Source organism: Streptomyces sp. AHA2 (assembly GCF_036857595.1).
In the GTDB taxonomy this organism is placed as follows: domain Bacteria; phylum Actinomycetota; class Actinomycetes; order Streptomycetales; family Streptomycetaceae; genus Streptomyces.
In genome coordinates, this window is sequence record NZ_JAUQWJ010000009.1 from 224,266 (window position 1) to 244,212 (window position 19,947).

A 19,947-nucleotide genomic window follows, 5' to 3' on the forward strand; every position below is an offset into this window, starting at 1 on the left:
CCACCCGGCCGGACAGTACGGTGACGTGGGTCGCGATCCGGATGGCCGGGCTGTGGTGCGACCCGCCGGCGGGGAGCCGAACGCGCCGGGAGTCCCGAGGCATTCCTGACCGAGGAGTACAACCGGGTCCTCCGGCTGGACGAGGGTGGACGCGCGGGGGTGAACCGCCGGTGGACGGGAACGACTCCCCCGGTCGACGCAGGAGCGGCGATGACCGATACGGAAAGGGCGGGTCGGGGCAGGTGACCGCGCCCAGCGTGAGGCGACCTGGGGCCCGGACCACCCGGACACGCTCACCGCCCTCGAGGATCCGGCCCTCGTCGTGCTCCGATCCACCCGGCGGCGGTTGCCGACGGCGGGTGCGGTGGTGGGGGTGCGAGCGGAGCGACTTCTGCCGGTACCGGGCAGGCAGTCGGCCGGGGGCGCGGACACGGCGAAGGCCCCGGTCTCGCGGGGGGACCGGGGCGCGGGGGCGTACGGGGCTAGGTCCTGTCTGACAATTCCCTCCTGCCTCGCGACGCCATGCAGGCACTCTCGCCGCCCGCTCCGGGCGACGGCGGGAACTGTCGGACAGGCCCTAGAAGACGACCAGGGCGCGGCCGCCCTTGCCCGCCAGCATGTTCTCGAAGGCCGCCGGGATGCCGTCGAGAGGGATGCGCTCCGTCACGAGGGCGGAGAGGTCCAGTCGGCCCGCCCGGACGTGTCCGGCCAGCACGGGCAGGTCGCGGGCGGGGTCGGAGTTGCCGTAGACGCAGCCGGAGAGGGTGCGGCCCCAGTGGAAGATCTCCAGGGCGTTGAAGGTGACCTGCTGGTCCTTGCCGCCGATGCCGACCACGGTGGTGCGGCCGCCGCGGCGGGTGGAGTCCCAGGCCGTGCGGATGGTGACCGCGCGTCCGGCGCACTCCACGGCGACGTCGACGCCCTGCTTGCCGGTCAGGCCGCGGATCTCCCGGGCGGTGGTGTCGGAGGCGACGAGGTAGTCGGTGGCGCCGGCCGCGCGGGCCAGGTCCTCCTTCGCGGGGGAGACGTCCACGGCGACGATCTTCGAGGCCCCGGCGATACGGGCCGCCTGGATCGCGGCGAGCCCCACTCCCCCGGCCCCGAACACCGCGACCGTCTCGCCCTGACGGACCCGGGCCGAGTGGTGGACGGCGCCGTAGCCCGTGAGGACCGCGCAGCCGAGGAGGGCGGCGTCGATGAGCGGAACGCCGTCCGGGACGGGCAGGACGCAGCCGGCGGGCACGACGGTCTCCTCGGCGAACGCGGCGACGTTCAGGCCGGGATGGAGGTCGGTGCCCTCGGCCGTGCGGGCGTGGACGCGGGCGGCGCCGCTCAGGGCGTCGGCGCACAGCCAGACCTCGCCGAGCGAGCAGGCGTGGCAGGAGCCGCAGGACGGGGCCCAGTTGAGGACGGCCCCGTCGCCGGGCGCGACGTGGGTGACGCCCTCGCCGACGGCGACGACCGTGCCGGCGCCCTCGTGCCCGAGGACGGCCGGGACGGGCAGGCGCATGGTGCCGTTGGTCAGGGACAGGTCGGAGTGGCAGACCCCGGCGGCGGCGAGCCGGACGCGGACCTGGCCGGGTCCGGGGTCGGGCAGTTCGATGCCGGTGATCTCCAGCGGGGAGCCGACGGCGGGCAGGACGGCGGCGCGGACAGCCATGACGGAACGCACTCCCCTGACTAGAACTGGAGGGACTTGGTCTGGAGGTACTCGGCCAGGCCGTGCACGCCGAGTTCGCGGCCCACACCGGACTGCTTGTAGCCGCCGAAGGGGGCGAGGGGGTTGAAACGGCCGCCGTTGATGTCGACCTGGCCGGTCTCCATCCTGCGGGCGAAGGCCACCGCCTCGGCCTCGTCCCCGGCCCAGACGGCGCCGGCCAGGCCGTAGACCGTGCCGTTGGCGATGCGCAGGGCGTCCTCCTCGTCCGCGTAGGAGAGGACCGACAGGACCGGGCCGAAGATCTCCTCCTGCGCGATGGTCATGTCCTCGGTGACGTCGGCGAAGACGGTCGGGCTGACGAAGTAGCCCCTCTCGCGCGGGGACTCGGGGCCGCCGGCGACCAGGCGGGCGCCCTCGGCGACGCCCTTCTCGATGTAGCCGCGCACCCGGTCGCGCTGCTTGGCGTTGACCACCGGGCCGATGCGCTCGCCGTACTTGGCCGCGGCCGTGGCGGCGAGGCCGACCGCCTCGTCGTACCGGTCGCGGTGGACCAGCATCCGGGTCCAGGCGCTGCACGTCTGACCGGAGTTGGACATGACGTTGGCGACGCCGACGTTGACGGCCTTGGCGAGGTCGGCGCTCGGCAGGATCACGTTGGCGGACTTGCCGCCGAGTTCGAGGGCGACCCTCTTGACCTGCCCGGCGGCGATCGCGGCGATGCGGCGGCCGACGGCGGTGGAGCCGGTGAAGGAGACCAGGTCGACGCCGGGATGCTCGGCCAGGGCCTGGCCGGCGACCGGGCCGAGGCCGGTGACCAGGTTGAAGACGCCCGCGGGCACACCGGCCTCGTGCACGGCGTCGGCGAAGAGGCGGGCGACCAGCGGGGTGTCCTCGGCGGGCTTCACCACGACCGTGCAGCCGGCGGCCAGCGCCGGGGCGACCTTGGCGACGATCTGGTGCAGCGGGTAGTTCCAGGGGGTGATCGCGGCCACGACGCCGATCGGCTCGTGGTGCACGACGGAGTTGCCGGTCTTCTCCTCGAAGGAGTACGTCGCGGCCAGCTCCGCGTAGGACCCCGCGACCGCGACCGGCACGGCCGCGTGGACGGCCTGGGAGAACTTCAGCGGCGAGCCGAGTTCGGCCGTGACGGTCTCGGCGATCTCGTCGGCGCGGGCCGCGAGCACGTCACGCAGGGCGGACAGGCGCGCCGCGCGCTCGGCGGGCGGGGTGGCGGCCCAGGCCGGCAGGGCGGCGCGGGCGGCCCGTACGGCGGCGTCGACGTCCTCGGCCGTGCCGGCCGGGACGGTGCCGATGACCTGCTCGTCGACCGGGTTCACGACCTCGATCACGTCCTGGCCGGCGGCCGGGCGCCAGGCACCCCCGATGTACATGCCGTCGTATGCCTTCATCGCGCTTCCTCCGGGGCGGGGCGTCGTCGTCCGGAACATAAACTAGCGACGATAGTTTTCCGGCGCCAGACGTCCCGGGGTCCGGCTCATCACAGCACGGCCGGGGCCCCGCCGGGGTGTGCCGCCGCTCACTCCTCCAGGTCGGGCAGACGTGCCGGGTTGGGGCAGATCCGGTCGCCGTGCTGGTCGAAGACGAACAGGTGGGCGAGGTCGACCAGGAGCGGGACCTGCATGCCGTGGCGCAGGGCGAGGTCCGGCGTGGTCCGCACGATCAGGTCGCCGGGCAGGCGCGGCTCGGCGGACCCCTGTCCGGTTCCGGTGTCCTGGGGCTCGTCCGGGGCGACCACCGGCCCGGCGCGTCCGGCCAGGGCCCGCTCCCGCAGCCGGGTGAGGACCGAGACCTCGCGCCGGCGCCGCCGCATCTGGCGGCCGGGACGCGGACGCGGAGCCTCCAGTTCGGGCACGACGGCGGGGCTGGAGCCGGTGTCGAAGTGCACCAGGATCTCGTGCCCCTGGAACTCCACGTGCTCGACCAGACCGGTCAGCGGTACCTCGCCGGGACGGGCCGCACTGTGCTTGGCGATCCGCACCGCCTCCGAGCGCAGGCCCACGATCACTTCCCGGCCCTGCTGCACGCGGAGCAACTGGTGGTCCAGGGACAGCGGTTCGGGCAGGCGCAGGAACTGCTTGCCCAGGCTGATGGTCATCGCCCCGTCCAGCGGGGCACGCACCAGACCGCGCAGCAGATTGATGCGCGGGGTGCCGACGAACGCGGCGACGAAGACGTTGTTCGGCAGCGCGTACACCTCCCGGGGGGTGCCGACCTGCTGGAGGACCCCGCCGCGCAGCACCGCGACCCGGTCGCCGAGCGACATCGCCTCGGACTGGTCGTGGGTGACGTACACGGTGGTGACGCCGAGTTCCTGGGTCAGCCGGAAGATCTCGGCGCGCAGGTGGGTGCGGAGCTTGGCGTCGAGGTTGGACAGCGGCTCGTCCATGAGGAAGGCCGACGGGTGGCGGGAGATGGCCCGGCCCATGGCGACGCGCTGGCGCTCCCCGCCGGACAGCTGCCCGGGCAGGCGGTCCAGGAGGTCCTCGATGCCCAGCATGCGCGCGGTGGCGTCCACGCGGGGACGGTGGTCCGCGCCCGGGGCCTCGATGCGCAGCGGGAAGCCGATGTTGTCCCGGCTGGTCATGTTCGGGTACAGGGCGAAGTTCTGGAAGACCATCGCCATGTCCCGGCCGGAGGGCGTCAGATCGTTGGCGTACTCGCCGTCGAGCAGCAGCACGCCCTCGTCGATCTCCTCCAGGCCGGCGATCATTCTGAGCACGGTCGACTTGCCGCAGCCGGAGGGGCCGAGCAGCACGAGGAACTCGCCCGGGGCGATGTCCAGCGACAGCCGGTCCACCACGCGGGCGCCCCGTGTGTAGGTCTTGCTGACGTCGTGCAGGGAGATGGCGCGTGTCATGAGGGGCCCCCGAGGGGTCATCAGGGCGCTGGTGCTCCGCGGTCGGAAGCCCCGCACGGGCCGTACGGGGCTGTGGGTCACGGAAGTTAACGGAATGTGTGCGGCGGGGGGAAGACACCGGGCGGGATCGGGTGCTCCCGTCCATCTGGTGAGAAGGCGGGCGGCCCGCTCCGGCCGGGCCGCCCCGGGTCACCGGACGGCGGTGAGGTGGGCGAAGACGACGACGTTGCCGGAGTAGCCCTTCCTGCGGTCGTAGCTGCCGCCGCAGGTGATCAGCCGCAGCTCGGGGCGGCCGCGAGTGCCGTACACCTCCTGACTCGGGAAGTGCGCCTTCTCGTAGGACCTGACCTTGTCCACGGTGTAGACGGCCGTCCGGCCGTCGGCGCGGCGGACCTTGACGATCCGGCCCTTCTTCAGCTCGGGCAGTCCCGCGAAGACGGCCGGGCCGCTGTCGGTGTCCAGGTGCCCGACGGCCACGGCGGTGCCCTGCCCGCCGGGTGCGGCGCCCTGCTCGTACCAGCCGACGAGTTTCGGGTCGTCGTCCGGCGGTGCGGTCAGCCGGTGGTCGCGGTCGAGCCCCAGGGACATGACCGGGGCGTCGATCCGCAGGTAGGGGACGAGCAGCCGCGTGGCACGGGAGTGGGGCAGGGGGCGCAGCCTGGGGCGGGGCCGGGGCTTGCGGGCGGCGGGGGCCGGGGGGCGCGCCCGGGCGGAGCGGGCTGCCGTGGGCCGCACGGGGCGTGCCGGGTGGTCGTCGGCTCGGGACGCGGGGGCGGAGGCTGAGCGCCCCGGGGGCCCCGTGGTCCGGGCGCCGGGCTCACGGGCAGGGACCGCCGCGGGCCCGGTGCGGCGGGGCGCGGCCGTACGGGCGCCGGGTGCCGGGGTGGGCGGGGCGGTGGCGGAGCGGCGGGCGGGGGCACCGGGGAGTGCTGGGGCGGAACGGTCCGACACGCCGGGCACGGCGACGGCGCCGGTCCCGGAGCCGTGCGGTGGCGCGTCCACGCCGGTTCCGGTACCGGACGCGGGGGTGGCCGGCCCGGTCCCGGAGCCGTCGGGCAGACCGGCGGCGGCCCGGGCGGAGTCGGACGGGAGGGCCGCGACCGCGTCGCCCGTATCGCCGCCCCGATCCCAGGAGAGGCCCATGACCAGCACGGACACTCCCACCAGAACGGTCCGCGCCAGCCGGAAGGCCCTGGTCCGGTACCAGGGCCGCCGTGCACACGGTCCTCCGTACGGCTCGCCGGAAGCGGTGGGGCGCCCCCGTGCCGGGCCGGCGGAACGGGCGGTGGGTGCGCGGCGTCCGGCAGGTGGGTCGCCCGCGTACGCGCCGGCACGCCGTACACCGGCGCCGCCGTGCCCGGCGTCCCGCCGGCGGCCCGGCGGAACCGTGGAGCGGTTGCCGGCGACCCGGCCGGTTCCCGGGGCAGGGGTGATGCGGCGGGGGCCGGTCCGGCCGGAGGCCACCGCGGGAACCGCCGTCTCCCGCCACTCCGGCGACGAGGGCCCGGTCCCGCGCCACTCCGGCGACGAGCGCCCGGTACCACGCCGCCCCGGCGACGAGGGCCCGGTACCACGCCGCTGCGGGGACACCGGGTCGGGCCCGCGCCACCCCGGCGAGAGGGGGCCGGGTCCGCGCCACCCCCGCGGGGCGGGGCCGGGCCCGCGCCACGCCGGCGAGACGGGGTCGGGCCGGCGCCACCCCGCCGGGGCCTGGCCGGGCTGCGGTCCGGCCGGGCCCCTGCCCCGTTCCACCCGAGCGGAGCGATCCGCGGAGCCGGTCCTACGCGGCGCCATCGGGGCGGCGACGGAGCCGGAACCAGACCGTCCCGGCGACGGCGGCCAGGCCGACCGCCGCCGCGCCCGCGACCGGGGTGAAGGCCTCGCCGCGGGCGATGCCGCCACCGCCCGCCGGCGGTCCGCCCACCGGCGTCGTCGGCTTGGAGGTCGGGCAGTCGACCTTGAAGACCTTGAACTTGCCCGCCCCGTTGGCCTGGTCGGTCAGCCAGGTGAGCTTGTACTGCCCGTTGGGCAGGTCGACGGCCTTGCTGCGGGCCCGCCCGGTCGGGTCGGCGGTGACCGTGCCGCTGCGGGTCGCCCCGCCGGGGACCTCCGGCTCGGTCTGGATGGTCCAGTTGACCTTCTCGCCCGCGTCGAAGTTGAACGCGGCGAGGTAGAAGTCGCAGACCTTCGGGTCGTTGCGCTGGTTGTCCGCGGCCGTCGTGGTGGCGTGGACCTTGACGTCTCCGTTGTCCCCCGGGATCGGAGCGGCGACGGCGGGCACCCCGCTCAGGGTGATCCCTGCGAGGGTGAGGGCGGCGAGGACGGCGGACCGGGTGCCGGCACGGCGCGCGAGGGGTACGACGGGCATGAAGATGCCTCCAAGTCAGATGATTTTCATACAAACACCGTCACCTGACTCTCTGTCACCTGACCGCCGATTCGCGCGCAACCCCGCCCTGCGACACGTCAGATATCGCTCTTACGGCGCAGTGGCACACCGCGCCGACGGCTCCCGCGCCCCCCGCGAGGCCCACCGTCGCCGCCCGCCCCGGCCGCCCCGCCCCGCGGTTCCTCCGGCGACCGCACGGCGACCCCCGCGGACAGCAGCAACAGCACTGCGAGCATCAGGAACGGTGCCGCCACGCCCGCGGCCCCGGCGACGAGCCCGGCCGCGGCGGGGGCGGCGACCTGCCCGAGCCGGTTGCCGGTCAGCCGCAGCGCCAGGGCCGTGGAACGGGCGTCGTCGGGGGCGGCCTGGACGACCGTCGTCATGGACAGCGGTTGCCCGACGCCTAGGCAGAAGCCGAGCGCGATCAGCAGCAGGCCGAGCCCCCACACGGGCACCGGCAGGGCGATGCCCGCGCAGAGCAGGGCCGCCAGCGAACACGTCACGGTGAGCAGCACGGTCCGGCCCAGCAGCCGCAGCAGCGGCGCCAGCACCAGGCGGCAGGCGATGGTGGCCGCCGCGCGCAGGCTGAGCAGGACGCCGATCACGGTGGGCGCGATGCCCCGGTGTTCGCCGACGACCGGCAGGTAGGCGGTGAGGATGTCGGTCGCGGACAGCACGGCGAGGCTGACGAGGATGCCCGCCGGGACGCCCCGGGTGCGCAGGATGCGCCCGACGGGCACGCGCTCCCCCGAGCGGCCGCGGGACGCCGAATCCGTGCGGCGGTGCTCGATGCGCCACAGCGACGTGAACGCGACGGCCGCGGTCGCGCCCGCCGCGATCAGGGCGAGGGCGCTGGTGCCGGCCATGTCCTCGCCGCCGATCAGGGCGCCCGCGGCGACGGGGCCGACGAGCTGGCCCAGCGCGGCCCCGATGGTGAAGTGACCGAAGTTGCGGTCCTGTTCGTCCGGGGCCGACTGGCGGGCGACGAGGGACTGCGCGCCGATGACGAAGCAGAGGTGCCCGAGGCCCATCACCCCGCTCCACAGGGCCATCGTCCACAGCGAGCCGGCGACGCCGCTGAGCGCGCAGCCGCCGGAGATCAGCACCACGCCGAGGGGCAGCAGGGGCGCGCACCGGCCGTGGTCGGTACGGCGGCCCAGGGGCACGGCGGCGAACAGGGGCAGCAGCGCGTACACCCCGGCGATCACGCCGACGGCCCGCTCGTCCGCGCCGAGCGCGAGGGCCCGGTAGGAGACGGCGGGCCGGGCCATCGACACCGCCCCCTGCGCGAAGCCGAAGGCGATGACGAGGCGGAGCAGCCAGCCGCGGTTCCCACCGGGCCTCACGATGACGTCCTCCATACGGGCTTCAGACGATCCCGAAGAGCATGCCCGCCGCGAGGATGGCGAGACAGGTGAGGGCGGCCCACTTCACGACGAACCTGGTGTGGTCGCCGAACTCCACCTTCGCCATGCCGACCAGGACGTACACGGCCGGGACGAGCGGGCTGGACATGTGCAGCGGTTGGCCGACCAGGGAGGCGCGGGCCATCTCCAGCGGCGAGACCCCGTGCGCCGCGCCCGCCTCGGCGAGGACGGGCAGGACGCCGAAGTAGAAGCCGTCGTTGGACATGAAGTAGGTGAGCGGCAGGCTCAGGACCCCGGTGACGAGGGCCATGTGCGGGCCCATCCCGGCGGGGATGACGTCGACCATCCACGTGGCCATGTGGTCGACCATGCCGGTGCCCTGCAGGACGCCGGTGAAGACGGCGGCGGCGAAGACCATGCCGGAGACGTTCAGGACGTTGTCGGCGTGTGCGGCGAGCCGGGCCTTCTGGTCGGGGATGTTGGGGAAGTTCACCGACAGGGCGAGCGCGGCGCCGAGCAGGAACAGCACCGGGATCGGCAGCAGCTCCATGATCATGGCGGTCAGCAGGGCGACCGTGAGCAGCGCATTGAACCAGTAGAGCCTGGGGCGCAGGGTGGGGCGGTTCGGGTCGAGGCCCTGGAACCCGTCGTCCTCGGCGGGGCCGTCGGCGGGCTCGGGGGCGTCGGCACCTGAGCCGGCGCCGCCCGGGCCGGTCTTGCGCAGGGAGACCGTGCCCTCGCCGGAGCCGCCGGCGCCGACCAGGACCGTCTCGGTCGCCTTGTCCTCCTCCAGCACCTGCTCCAGCGTCAGCACGCCCAGCCGCCTGCGCTCGCGCACGCCGAGGACGTAGGAGAGGCCGAGGACGAAGAGCAGACCCACCGCGAGCGCCGGGATCATCGGGACGAAGATGTCGCTGGCGTCGAGCTTGAGAGCGGTCGCGGCGCGGGCGGTCGGGCCGCCCCAGGGCAGGGTGTTCATCACGCCGTTGGCCATGGCGGCGACCCCGGTCATCACGACCAGGCTCATCTTCAGGCGCTTGTACAGCGGGTACATCGCCGAGACGGTGATCATGAAGGTGGTGGAGCCGTCGCCGTCCAGGGACACGATCGCGGCGAGCACGGCGGTGCCGACGACGATCCTCATGGGGTCGGCTTTGCAGAACCTGAGGATGCCGCGGACGATCGGGTCGAAGAGACCGACGTCGATCATCACGCCGAAGTAGACGATCGCGAACATGAGCATCGCCGCGGTGGGGGCGAGGCTGGTCACGCCGTCGATGACGTAGTCGCCGAGGTGGGCGCCCTTGCCGACGAACACGCAGAACAGCGCGGGGATCAGCACGAGCGCCGCGATCGGCGACATCTTCTTCATCATGATCAGGACCAGGAAGGTCGCGATCATGGCGAAGCCGAGGATGGTCAGCATGTGTGGATACCTAACGTTCGCCCTTGAACATCCCACCAGGGCCGGCGGTGTCCGCGACGTTAGGTGCCGTCGAGCAGCGTTAACAAGACGTTGACGTGCGAGCAATAAGCGCAAAACTGCTGGTCACAGCTTTGCTCAGGTCAGCGCGGTGAGCTTTTGCGCCCCAGGTGCGGCGTCCGGGGCCGTCCCGGGGGCCACCTCGACGGGCACGCCGTTGAGGACCGCGTTGCCCGACAGCGGGTCGAGGAGACGGCCGTCGAGGAGCTGGTTGACGTTGACGCCGGGGTTCTTCGCGGCGTGGCCGAGGCGGGTTCCCGGACGGTCGTGGCCCCAGCCGTGCGGCAGGCTCACCACTCCCCTGCGAACCGTGTCGGTGACCTCGGCGGGGGCGGTGACCTCTCCCCCGGCGCCCCTCACCCGCACCGGCGCCCCGTCGGCGACGCCGAGCCGTTCGGCGTCCTCGGGGTGGATGTGCAGGGTGCAGCGGTTCGATCCGCCGGTCAGGGCGGGCACGTTGTGCATCCAGCTGTTGTTGGAGCGCAGATGGCGGCGGCCGACCAGGACGAGCCCCTCGGGGCGGTCGGCCAGGGCCGCGCGCAGGCGGGGCAGATCGGCGGCGATCGGGCCGGGCAGCAGCTCCACCTTGCCGCTGGTGGTCTTCAGCGGCTGCGGCAGGCGCGGGCGCAGGGGGCCGAGGTCGATGCCGTGCGGACGGTCGAGCAGCTTCTCGAGGGTCAGTCCGTCCGGGTTCGCGCCGAAGCCGTCGCCGTACGGGCCGAGGCGCAGCATCATGTCCAGGCGCCGTTCGGGGCCGTCGGCGCCGGTGAGCAGGGCGGCCAGCTCACGGGGGTCGCGGCCGTGCACGGGCGAGTGGGGTTCCCTGACCGCCTTGCCGAGGGTCTGGCCGATGACCGTCTCGTCGACGGCCCCCGGGTCGGCCCCGTGCATGCCCGTCACGGCGAGGATCAGCCGGGCCAGGATCTCCGTCTCGGCCATGCGGCCCGGCTCCAGCTCGATCGCGGGGCGGGTGTAGCGGACCTGGTTGCGCACGGCGAGGGTGTTGAAGGCGAAGTCGTGGTGCGGGCTGCGGGAGGGCGGGGGCGGGGGCAGCACCACGTGGGCGTGGCGCGAGGTCTCGTTGAGGTACGGGTCGACGCTGACCATGAAGTCGAGTGCGTCGAGGGCCCGGTCGAGCCGGTCGCCGTCGGGCGCGGACAGCACCGGGTTGGCGGCGACGGCGATCAGCGCGCGCACCGGCTCGCCCTCCTCGGTGGCGGTGTCGATCTCCTCCGCCAGGGCCGACAGGGGCAGTTCGCCCTTGGCCTCGGGGTGGCGGCTCACGCGGGAGTGCCAGCGTCCGAGGGCGAAGCCGCGGCCGGGCCCGGCCGGGCGCGGGGTCCTGTCGGTGGCCGCCTGCGGGAAGAGCGCGCCCCCGGGCCGGTCGAGGTTGCCGGTGAGGACGTTCAGGACGTCGACGAGCCAGCTGGCGAGGGTGCCGTGCGGGACGGTGCAGCTGCCGATGCGCCCGTAGACGGCGGCGGTGGGGGCGGCGGCGAGGTCGCGGGCCAGGGTGCGGATGAGGCCGGCCTCCACGTCGCAGGCCTGCGCGACGGCCTCCGGGGTGAAGTCCCGCAGGGCTGCGGAGAGTTCGTCGAGGCCCTGGACGTGCGGGGTCGGGTCGAGGAGGTTCTCGTCGAAGAGCACGCGGGCCATCGCCGCCAGCAGCAGGGCGTCGGTGCCCGGCCGGACGGCGATGTGCCGGTCGGCGAGGGCGGCGGTACGGGTGCGCCGCGGATCGATCACGACGAGGGTGCCGCCGCGGGCCTTGAGGGCCTTGAGCCGGCCGGGGAAGTCGGGTGCGGTGCACAGACTGCCGTTGGACTCCAGCGGGTTGGCGCCGATGAGGACAAGGTGGTCGGTGCGGTCGAGGTCGGGTACGGGGATGGCGTTCGCGTCGCCGAAGAGCAGGCCGCTGGAGACGTGCTTGGGCATCTGGTCGACCGTGGAGGCGGTGAAGACGCTGCGGGTGCCGAGTCCGGCGAGCAGCACGGGCGGGTAGAGGGCACCGGCCATGGTGTGCACGTTGGGATTGCCGAGGACGACACCGACCGCGTTCGCTCCGTGCCGCTCGACGATCGGGCGGATCCCGGCGGCGACGGCGTCGAAGGCCTCCTCCCAGGTGGCCTCGCGCAGTTCGCCGTCACGGCGGACCAGCGGGGTGCTCAGCCGGTCGGGGTCGGCGTCGACGGCTCCGAAGGAGGCTCCCTTGGGGCAGATGAACCCCCGGCTGAACACGTCGTCGCGGTCGCCGCGGGCACCGGTGACGCGCGTCCCCTCGACGGTGAGGGTCAGGCCGCAGGTGGCCTCGCACAGGGGGCAGATACGCAGGGCGGTGCGGGACACGGGTCCTCCCGGGGGCGGCGGCTACGGTGACGCACTGACCCGCCTGAGCATACCGACCGGTATGCACGGAGGGGAGGTCCTTCCCGGCATCCGTCCGCGACGACGGGACGGGGGGCCACCGTCTTTGCGGGGGGGGCTCAGTCGAGCACGCGGGCGAGGTACGCGCGCAGCATCTGCCGGGCCTCCTCGATGACCAGCGGGTCACCGTCCGGCGCGACCCGGAAGGCCAGGTGCACCAGGGTGTCGGCGGTCTCGACGGCCACGAGGAACACCCGGCGCAGGTCCTCGTCCGGCGTCCGGCCGAGGTGGCCGGCCAGCAACTCGGTGAGGCGGTCGGCGACGCGGTGGTTCGGTTCGGCCTGGCGGGCGCCGACCGGGATCTGGTTGCCGAAGTCGACCAGGGAGAAACCGGGGGCGGTCCGCTTCATCTCCAGGTACTCGTCGAGCACGGCGTCCATGGCCCCGCGCCACCCGCCCTCGGCACCGGCGCCCTCCAGCCGCTGGGCGATGCGCACGGTGTAGCGTTCGAGGTTGCGCTGCGCCAGCGCGTCGGCCATCTGGCGCTTGTTCCCGAAGAAGCGGTAGACCGAGCCGATGGGCACGCCGGCGCGCTGCGCGACGGCACGGGTGCTCAGGGCGTCGTAGCCGACCTCGTCGAGGAGGTCGGCGCAGGCGTCGAGGATCCGGGTCAGGCGTTCCGCGCTGCGCCGCTGCACGGGCGCACGACGCAGAGGTGTCGTGGGGGGCACGCGTTTCATCATGCCCCTACCGCCCGGCCGGGTGAACGACGCCCCCGCCCGGTGACGGGACCACCGCCGAGAGCACCGGCACGAGGGTGCGGTCCGCGGCGGTCGGGGTCTGCTCCCGCCAGGCCCGGTCCGCGGCGGTCGGGGCCGGCCCCTGTCCCCCGCCCGGGGCGGCCCGCCCATCGGTCGCGCCCCGGGATGTCCGCCCGCCCCCGTCGCCGGGGGACGGTTCGACCGGTTCCGGACGGGACGCCGTGATGTCGGCCGTGCTCTCCACCGGCTCGCCGTCGACCGCCCACACCGTGCCGTCGTCGGCGTGGAGGCGGGCCGTGACGTGATGCGTGCCGCGTGGGACGAGGTCGGCGGCCAGGCGGTACTCCGGGGCGCGGAGCCGCGCGACCGGGCGGCCGTCGACGTAGAGGTGCGCGAGGCCGCGGCCCGCGGCCGCCCGGGGCGCGGTACCGGCCGGCGAGAAGCGGAAGTTCCGCACGGTCAGCCGTACCGCCCAGGCGCCCGCCGCGTCGGGCTGCACCTCGACGCCGACGTCGGGCGCGCCCTCCGGTTCCACCTCGCGGTAGGCCCGCCCCTGCTGGTCCCGGTCGTCCAGCAGCCGGCCCACGGGGGCGGGCGAGCCCTTCCGCTCCCCGTCATCACCGCCGGAGCCGCAGCCCGCGGGTCCGGCCGTCACGAGGACACCGACCGCGAGCACGGCGAGAGGTCCACGTGTCCACGACATGCCCGGGAGCGTAGAACACACGTCCGGAGCGGCGGATCGTCCTCAAGTCGGGTTCCGGTCATCCGTGAAGAGGAGGGGCGCGTCCCCCTTGCGCCTGGGAAATCGCAATCCTACGGTGACCCATAGGAATCGATTGGCGAGGGAGCAGCACACATGGGCGATGGGGGCACCACCCGCGCGGGCGCAGTCGAGCGCGGGGAAGCGCGGAAGACCGCCGAAGGACTGACCTACCTCTCCGGCTTCGGCAACGAGCACAGCTCCGAAGCCGTCCCGGGCGCGCTGCCCGAGGGCCGCAACTCGCCCCAGCGAGCGCCGCTGGGGCTGTACGCGGAGCAGCTGAGCGGCACGGCCTTCACCGAGCCGCGGGCCCACAACCGCCGCTCCTGGCTGTACCGGATCCGCCCCTCGGCGGCGCACCCGGCGTTCACCCGCGTCCACAACGGCTCCCTGCGCACCGCCCCCTTCACCCAGACCGTCCCCGACCCCAACCGCCTGCGGTGGAACCCGCTGCCGGACCCCGCGCCCGGCACCGACTGGCTGGCGGGCCTGTGGACCCTGGGCGGCAACGGCGACGCCACCCAGCGCACCGGCATCGCGGTCCACCTGTACGCGGCCGACGCGTCCATGGACCGGGTGTTCAGCGACGCCGACGGCGAACTGCTGATCGTGCCGGAGCGCGGCGGGCTGCTGCTGCGCACGGAGTTCGGCCTGCTGCATGTGGAGCCGGGCCATGTGGCGCTGATCCCGCGTGGTGTCCGCTTCCGTGTGGAGCTGCTGGACGATTCCGCCCGCGGCTATGTGTGCGAAAACTACGGCGCTCCGTTCCGCCTGCCCGACCTCGGCCCGATCGGCGCGAACGGCCTGGCCAATCCCCGGGACTTCCGCGCCCCCGTGGCCGCCTACGAGGACGTCGAGGGGCCGGTGGAGGTGGTGAACAAGTTCTGCGGCAACCTCTGGACGGCCACCTACGACCACTCCCCCCTCGATGTCGTCGCCTGGCACGGCAACCATGTGCCCTACGTCTACGACCTGCGCCGGTTCAATGTGCTCGGCACCATCACCTACGACCACCCGGACCCGTCGATCTTCACCGTCCTGACGTCCCCGTCGGACACCCCGGGCCTGGCGGGCGTCGACTTCGTGGTGTTCGCGCCGCGCTGGCTGGTCGGCGAGGACACCTTCCGGCCGCCGTACTTCCACCGGAACGTGATGAGCGAGTACATGGGCCTGATCGAGGGCGCCTACGACGCCAAGGCGGAGGGATTCGTGCCGGGCGGCGGCTCGCTGCACAACATGATGTCGGCGCACGGCCCGGACCGGGAGACCTTCGACCGGGCGAGCGCCGCCGAGCTGAAGCCGCAGAAGATCGACGACGGCCTGGCGTTCATGTTCGAGACGCGCTGGCCGCTGACCCTCACCCCCCACGCGGCGAGGGCGGAGCACCTCCAGCAGCGCTACGACGACGTGTGGCAGGGCCTCGAGCGGCACTTCCGCCCCTTGCACTGATCATTTGCTGACGGTACGGATGGCCCCGTGACCTCCTTCGCCCCGGACTCGATCGTCCTGAACCGCAAGTTGCCGCTCTGGTACCAGGTGTCGCAGTCGCTGCGCGCCTCCATCCTCGGCCGCTCGCCCCAGGACCCGCTGCGCCTGCCCACCGAGGAGCAGCTGGCCGGGCACTACGGCGTGAGCGTGCTGACCATGCGGCAGGCGCTGAAGGAGCTGGAGGACGAGGGGCTGATCTCCCGCCACCGCCGCCGGGGCACGTTCATCGAGCCGGACGCCCGCCGGGGTTCCCCGGTGCGGCTGCTCGGCTCGGTGGACGCGATCGTGGCCCAGCAGTCCGGGATGACGACCGAACTGCTGGCACACGGCACGGTCCCCGTCCCGGGGGACCTGGCCGAGTTCTTCCCGGACCTGGCGGAGGTGTCGACGTACCACCGGCTGCGCAGCGACGAGAAGACCGGGGAGCCGACCAATCACGCCCGCAACCACGTGCGTCCCGAACTCGCCGCGCGGATCGACCTGGACGACCTCGTGCGGTGGCCGATGACGAAGGTGCTGCGGGACGTGGTGGGCGCGGACATCAGCCGGATCACGGACACGGTGGAGGCGCGGCTGGCCGATCCGGAGACCGCCCGGCTGCTGCGCGTGCCCCTGCTGAGCCCGATCCTGCACTACACCGGCGTGACGTACGACGCCGACGGGCGGGCCCTGGACGTGGCCGTCATCCACTACCGGGGTGACCGGTTCTCGTTCACCGTGACCCTGGACGCGACCTGAGCGCCGCGGACCGGGAAGGGCGTGCGGGGCGGTTGCCCGCGCCCCCTGGCGGGCCGGCACACGTCGTACGATGCGGGGCGTGACGCACGACGACGCTCCGCCGCTGGCGGACCTCATGCCGTGGTCCGTCGCACCGCCGCGGCTCGGCCGGGGGTGGCCGGCGGGCCCCGACGCGGCCTGTGTGAAAGCCCGTTGGGACGCGCTGATGAAGGCCGAGGGACCCGACCGGGAGGCGCTGTTCGAGCCGACGCGCTCGCGCACCCTGCACACGGCGGTCGGCCGGCTGCCGGGCCGGACCGGAGCCGGCACGGAACGGCTGGCGCGTGCGTCCGGCCCCTGCCCGGAGCCGGTGCGGGTCCTGCTCGCCCCCTTCGACGAGCAGTGGCTCATCCCCGACCAGCGGCTGATCGACGCCGCACGCCCGGAGCTGTGGCGGGTCGCCGACGAGAAGCAGGTCTTCGTCGTGGAGGCCCCGGGGACGCTCGACTCCCCGCTGCTGTTCACCTCGTTGCTCCCCCTGCTGCGCCCCGGCCGCGTCCGCCCGCTGTTCCGCCGCCCCGGCGGCCGGGAGCCGAACCTGGCGCCCGGACTGGCGCAGCACCTGGGCCGGCGCCTCGGTGCGGCTCCGTCTCCGCTCGACGTCCTGGCGTGGATCGCGGCCGCCGTCCGGCCGGACCTCACCGTCCCGCTCACCGGGGACCGGGAGACCTGGGAGCGGGGGCTGGAGCACGGGCACCGGCTGCTGTGGCTGATGCGCCGGGACGGGGAGCGTCCCAAACTGCCCGGCGGCCGCCGCCCCTACGTCCGCGCCCCGCTGCCCTCCCGCCCCCTGACCCTGCGCTACGACCGCGAGGAGGAGGCGCTCTTCGTGGACGAGGGCCGCATCTCCCCCGTGCCGCCGCAGGCGTGGGACGTCGAGGCGGGCGGGGTGCGGGTGCTGGAGCAGTGGTTCGCGGCGCGCGTCTTCGAGCCCGAACCGGGCACCCTCGCGGCGATCCGCCCGACCGTGTGGCCGCAGACCTGGACCTCGGAACTGCTGGAGCTGATCACGGTCCTGGCGCTGCTCGCCGACCTGCGGCCGCCGGAGGGCGGACCGGAGGTGCCCGACCCGGTCACCGCGACGGAGCTGACCGAGGCGGGTGTCCTCCCCGCACCGGCAGCGGCCCGCCGTCCCGCCTCCGTCCTGGACGGCCCGGAGGAAGGCCCGGAGGGCCAACTCGCGCTGCTCTAGCTCTCTTTGCCCAGGAAGGCTTCGAGGCTGTCGAGGAGCATGGTGCTGCCCTGCTCGGCCATGTCGCGCTCCTCGGCGGTGTCGCACGTCTGGTGCAGCTCGATCCGGGTCCGCCGGTCGCCCTCCGGGTGGAGTCCCAGGGTCATCACGGCGGGCTCCGGGCGGCCGGGGACGTCCATGCCGATGACCAGGCGCCGGTTCTCGACGGCTTCCAGGTAGGAGCCGGTCAGCGGGACCTGCCCGCCGTCGGGGGTGACCACCGTGGCCTTCCACGCACCGCCGGTCCGGACGTCCATCTCGACCGACCCCTCGGCGGCGTACGCCCAGCGTGAGTACTGGGCGGGGGTGGTCCACGCCCGCCACACCGCGTCCGCGGGAGCGTCCAGCGTGCGGGTCAGCGTGTAGGCGAAGCCGCCGGTGGCGGCGGTCTGTGCAGAGCTCATGTCGGTCTCCTGCGTCTCGGTCCCGGTGGGGTCGTCGTTGCTCCTGTAGACGACCGGGGAGGCGAGAACTCATCGGTGGACCGGCCGGCACCGCGCCGCGCAGGCGGGGACAGCGGGCTCCTGCAGGCCGGCGACTCGGCGCCGGGCCGGCTGCGGGCCGTCGCCCGATGGGATCCGATCAGCGCGGTGGCGAGTGGAGGCACCGCCGCGCCCGCGCGCGGGGAGCGGTGAGCGGGCGCGCTGGGGCGTCGGAGCCGGGTGCGGCCCCCGGTCGCGGCCGGGCGGGGAGAGGACGTCGACGGGGGCGTGCCGCGCTCGGGAACGCACCCGGTGCCTGCTGCGTGCCGTGGGGATGACGGACGACGAGTGCGCAGCGGACGCCGGGGGCGGTGTGACCGCCCGAGCGCGGGACCCTACCTGCCGCCGAACAGTGAGCGGCGCAGTCGGCGCAGCGGTGCGAAGAGGGAGACGCGGCGTACGCGCGCGCCCCTGCCGTTGCGGTCGTGCGGCCGACGCGCGGTCAGTTCGCGCATCAGCGAGGTGGCCTCGACCGTCTCGCGCTGGGGGACGGCGGGGCCGCCCAGCACCGCGAGGTGGCGGTCGAGACGCGAACTGGTCGCGCTGCTCCCGCAGGTGATCGCAGGGACCCTGGCCCTGCTGCGCACTGTTATCTGTTCCATGTCACTCCCCACCCGTACGAGTCCACCCGGCCCGGGCAGGTTAACCCTATCGTCCCGACCGGGCACACGTGTATCGCGGTCACAGGATTCACCTTCCCCGTAAGGGGGTTGACGATGTGTCTTCGATTACTCTCCGAATCCGAGACTTTTCAGGGCGAGTTGGACGACTGGCTGGCTGGTGGGCTGTGGCGACCCGCCCGCGGGCTCGACGGTCACGGCCAGTGACGTCGCGGAGGGGCCCAAACCCGTTGCGACCAGGGGCGTGTCGCCCTCGAACAGCCCCAGCGAGCGAGGTTGTGCGCCCGGGCGCATGAGCCACAACTGGTGCACGCGGCCGCCCGCCGGGGTGCCGTGTCCGCCGAGGGTGACGACCGCGCTCCCCTCCGTGGCGGAAGCGATCACTCCGATCGTGCGGCCCCGGGCGTCCCGCCCACTGCTCGCACGGGCGTCCGGAGCGGCGAGAACGTGGGCGATCTCACGCGAGCGGTCCCGTTCGGCGGCCAGTTCCCCCTGCGTGCGGTGCGCCTGCACCGCGAACAGGGAGGCCACGACGAGGGCCGCGGCGGCGGTGGCCGTGGCGAAGGGAACGAACAGCGGGACCCGGCGCCGCGTCCGCTGCCGCTGCCGCTGCGGTGGCCGGACGCCCCGGACGTGCGGCGGCAGCTGCGGGGCGTGCGGCCGCGCCGCCTCGCGCCTCCCCTGCGGTGCGGGCTCCTGCGGGGTGGCGCGTACGGCGGCCATGACCCGGTCCCGCATCGCGGGCGGAGCCGGGGCCGCGGTGGACCAGGCGAGGCGGACGGCGTCCTCGGACAGGGCGCGCACCTCGGCGGTGCACCGGTCGCAGCCGGCGAGGTGCTTCTCGAAGCGGACCCGCTCGGCGGGTTCCAGGGCGTCGAGCGCGTAGGGCGCGGCCAGGGAGTGCGGGTCCCCGCGTCGGAACAGGCTCATGCCACCCCTCCCAGGCACTGGCGCATACGGGTCAGCCCGTCGCGCATCCGCGTCTTGACGGTCCCCAGCGGCAGGGACAACTGTTCGGCCACCTCACGGTAGGTGTAGCCCTCGTAGTAGGCGAGGGTGACCGACTGGCGCTGCAGCACCGTGAGCCGGTCCAGGCAGCGGCGCACCCACTCGCGTTCCAGCCCGGCCTCGACCTCCTCCGTGACGTGGTCGAAGGCGGGCTGGTTCGCGCGCAGGGCCTCGCGCTGCTCGCGTTCCCCGGCGGCGCGGGCGCTGCGCACCCGGTCGACGGCCCGGCGGTGGGCGAGGGTGAGGATCCAGGACATCGCACTGCCCCGGCCGGGATCGAACCGCGCGGCGGACCGCCACGTCTCCAGCAGCACTTCCTGAGCCACCTCCTCCGACTGGGCGGGGTCGCGCACCACACGCCGTACGAGTCCGAACACGGGGCCGGACACCAGCCCGTAGAGCTTCTCGAAGGCCTTGTGGTCCCCGCCTGCCACGAGCAGCAGCAGCTCGTCCGCCTCCACTCGGTCCCCCTCTCCGAGGCCGCACCGGGCCTGTCCCCTCACACGAGGCATTCGCAACGCACACACCTCCGGACCGTGTTACGGATCCGGACGGCGAAAACGCGGGTCACGCGGCGATGAAACAAGATCCGGGACCGGCCGTAAGAACGGTTGAGATTCGACCAATCCGCTTCGCCGGCCGCTCCGAATGGCGTGTGTCAGGCAAGTTGGCACGGAGG

17 protein-coding genes are annotated in these 19,947 nt (G+C 74.1%); 3 read left to right on the forward strand and 14 right to left on the reverse strand.

The features are described from left to right. Nucleotides 1-577: 577 nt before the first annotated feature. From Q5694_RS20500 to Q5694_RS20545, 10 genes are all read right to left on the reverse strand, one after another. Complete coding sequence (locus Q5694_RS20500) at nucleotides 578-1,660, reverse strand: Zn-dependent alcohol dehydrogenase (protein WP_333934626.1); 1,083 nt, start codon at nucleotides 1,658-1,660, stop codon at nucleotides 578-580. 20 nt (nucleotides 1,661-1,680) lie between these two features. Next, nucleotides 1,681-3,069, reverse strand: coding sequence for an aldehyde dehydrogenase family protein (locus Q5694_RS20505; protein ID WP_333934627.1), 1,389 nt, complete (start codon nucleotides 3,067-3,069; stop codon nucleotides 1,681-1,683). Nucleotides 3,070-3,197: 128 nt separating this feature from the next. Beyond that, on the reverse strand, nucleotides 3,198-4,538 hold the full coding sequence (locus Q5694_RS20510; protein ID WP_333934628.1) for an ABC transporter ATP-binding protein: 1,341 nt from the start codon (nucleotides 4,536-4,538) through the stop codon (nucleotides 3,198-3,200). Nucleotides 4,539-4,727: 189 nt separating this feature from the next. Next, nucleotides 4,728-5,702 carry a class F sortase gene (locus Q5694_RS20515; RefSeq protein WP_333934629.1) on the reverse strand — a complete coding sequence of 325 codons (975 nt, stop codon included), beginning with the start codon at nucleotides 5,700-5,702 and terminating at the stop codon, nucleotides 4,728-4,730. Between the two features lie 616 nt (nucleotides 5,703-6,318). After that, nucleotides 6,319-6,906: a hypothetical protein gene (locus tag Q5694_RS20520; protein WP_333934630.1), complete on the reverse strand. Its 588-nt coding sequence runs from the start codon at nucleotides 6,904-6,906 to the stop codon at nucleotides 6,319-6,321. A gap of 98 nt (nucleotides 6,907-7,004) precedes the next feature. Next, nucleotides 7,005-8,273: an MFS transporter gene (locus Q5694_RS20525; RefSeq protein WP_333934631.1), complete on the reverse strand. Its 1,269-nt coding sequence runs from the start codon at nucleotides 8,271-8,273 to the stop codon at nucleotides 7,005-7,007. 22 nt (nucleotides 8,274-8,295) lie between these two features. Continuing rightward, nucleotides 8,296-9,720: a CitMHS family transporter gene (locus Q5694_RS20530; RefSeq protein WP_443040907.1), complete on the reverse strand. Its 1,425-nt coding sequence runs from the start codon at nucleotides 9,718-9,720 to the stop codon at nucleotides 8,296-8,298. A gap of 135 nt (nucleotides 9,721-9,855) precedes the next feature. Then, complete coding sequence (locus Q5694_RS20535; protein ID WP_333934633.1) at nucleotides 9,856-12,123, reverse strand: molybdopterin oxidoreductase family protein; 2,268 nt, start codon at nucleotides 12,121-12,123, stop codon at nucleotides 9,856-9,858. A gap of 137 nt (nucleotides 12,124-12,260) precedes the next feature. Next, nucleotides 12,261-12,881 carry a TetR/AcrR family transcriptional regulator gene (locus Q5694_RS20540; RefSeq protein ID WP_333934718.1) on the reverse strand — a complete coding sequence of 207 codons (621 nt, stop codon included), beginning with the start codon at nucleotides 12,879-12,881 and terminating at the stop codon, nucleotides 12,261-12,263. A gap of 7 nt (nucleotides 12,882-12,888) precedes the next feature. After that, nucleotides 12,889-13,605 (reverse strand): hypothetical protein, encoded by a 717-nt coding sequence (locus Q5694_RS20545; RefSeq protein ID WP_333934634.1) that lies wholly within the window; start codon nucleotides 13,603-13,605, stop codon nucleotides 12,889-12,891. A gap of 153 nt (nucleotides 13,606-13,758) precedes the next feature. On the opposite strand from Q5694_RS20545, the gene hmgA reads away from it, so the two are divergent. The 3 genes from hmgA (at nucleotide 13,759) to Q5694_RS20560 (ending at nucleotide 17,119) form a co-directional block, all read left to right on the forward strand. After that, nucleotides 13,759-15,111 carry a homogentisate 1,2-dioxygenase gene (gene hmgA / locus Q5694_RS20550; RefSeq protein ID WP_333934635.1) on the forward strand — a complete coding sequence of 451 codons (1,353 nt, stop codon included), beginning with the start codon at nucleotides 13,759-13,761 and terminating at the stop codon, nucleotides 15,109-15,111. Between the two features lie 27 nt (nucleotides 15,112-15,138). After that, on the forward strand, nucleotides 15,139-15,888 hold the full coding sequence (locus Q5694_RS20555) for a GntR family transcriptional regulator (RefSeq protein ID WP_333934636.1): 750 nt from the start codon (nucleotides 15,139-15,141) through the stop codon (nucleotides 15,886-15,888). A gap of 70 nt (nucleotides 15,889-15,958) precedes the next feature. Continuing rightward, nucleotides 15,959-17,119 (forward strand): type ISP restriction/modification enzyme, encoded by a 1,161-nt coding sequence (locus tag Q5694_RS20560; RefSeq protein ID WP_333934637.1) that lies wholly within the window; start codon nucleotides 15,959-15,961, stop codon nucleotides 17,117-17,119. Here the strand turns inward: Q5694_RS20560 and Q5694_RS20565 are convergent. The 4 genes from Q5694_RS20565 to Q5694_RS20580 all read right to left on the reverse strand — a co-directional run bounded on the left by Q5694_RS20565 (nucleotide 17,116) and on the right by Q5694_RS20580 (nucleotide 19,729). Continuing rightward, nucleotides 17,116-17,562, reverse strand: coding sequence for an SRPBCC family protein (locus tag Q5694_RS20565; protein ID WP_333934638.1), 447 nt, complete (start codon nucleotides 17,560-17,562; stop codon nucleotides 17,116-17,118). The two genes, Q5694_RS20560 and Q5694_RS20565, sit on opposite strands and share 4 nt — an antisense overlap. 413 nt (nucleotides 17,563-17,975) lie before the next feature. Beyond that, nucleotides 17,976-18,242 carry a hypothetical protein gene (locus tag Q5694_RS20570; protein ID WP_333934639.1) on the reverse strand — a complete coding sequence of 89 codons (267 nt, stop codon included), beginning with the start codon at nucleotides 18,240-18,242 and terminating at the stop codon, nucleotides 17,976-17,978. Nucleotides 18,243-18,368: 126 nt separating this feature from the next. After that, on the reverse strand, nucleotides 18,369-19,190 hold the full coding sequence (locus Q5694_RS20575; RefSeq protein WP_333934640.1) for an anti-sigma factor: 822 nt from the start codon (nucleotides 19,188-19,190) through the stop codon (nucleotides 18,369-18,371). Next, nucleotides 19,187-19,729, reverse strand: a complete 543-nt coding sequence (locus tag Q5694_RS20580; RefSeq protein WP_333934641.1) for a sigma-70 family RNA polymerase sigma factor — start codon at nucleotides 19,727-19,729, stop codon at nucleotides 19,187-19,189. Before Q5694_RS20580 ends, Q5694_RS20575 begins: the two co-directional genes overlap by 4 nt. Nucleotides 19,730-19,947: the final 218 nt, after the last annotated feature.

Coding starts and splice junctions, on each gene's coding strand:
- Q5694_RS20530 (WP_443040907.1), bottom strand. CDS start 9,720: ATGCTGACCATCCTCGGCTTCGCCATGATCGCGACCTTCCTGGTCCTG.
- Q5694_RS20545 (WP_333934634.1), bottom strand. CDS start 13,605: ATGTCGTGGACACGTGGACCTCTCGCCGTGCTCGCGGTCGGTGTCCTC.
- Q5694_RS20500 (WP_333934626.1), bottom strand. CDS start 1,660: ATGGCTGTCCGCGCCGCCGTCCTGCCCGCCGTCGGCTCCCCGCTGGAG.
- Q5694_RS20505 (WP_333934627.1), bottom strand. CDS start 3,069: ATGAAGGCATACGACGGCATGTACATCGGGGGTGCCTGGCGCCCGGCC.
- hmgA (WP_333934635.1), top strand. CDS start 13,759: ATGGGCGATGGGGGCACCACCCGCGCGGGCGCAGTCGAGCGCGGGGAA.
- Q5694_RS20520 (WP_333934630.1), bottom strand. CDS start 6,906: ATGCCCGTCGTACCCCTCGCGCGCCGTGCCGGCACCCGGTCCGCCGTC.
- Q5694_RS20570 (WP_333934639.1), bottom strand. CDS start 18,242: ATGGAACAGATAACAGTGCGCAGCAGGGCCAGGGTCCCTGCGATCACC.
- Q5694_RS20540 (WP_333934718.1), bottom strand. CDS start 12,881: ATGAAACGCGTGCCCCCCACGACACCTCTGCGTCGTGCGCCCGTGCAG.
- Q5694_RS20560 (WP_333934637.1), top strand. CDS start 15,959: ATGCGGGGCGTGACGCACGACGACGCTCCGCCGCTGGCGGACCTCATG.
- Q5694_RS20510 (WP_333934628.1), bottom strand. CDS start 4,538: ATGACACGCGCCATCTCCCTGCACGACGTCAGCAAGACCTACACACGG.
- Q5694_RS20565 (WP_333934638.1), bottom strand. CDS start 17,562: ATGAGCTCTGCACAGACCGCCGCCACCGGCGGCTTCGCCTACACGCTG.
- Q5694_RS20575 (WP_333934640.1), bottom strand. CDS start 19,190: ATGAGCCTGTTCCGACGCGGGGACCCGCACTCCCTGGCCGCGCCCTAC.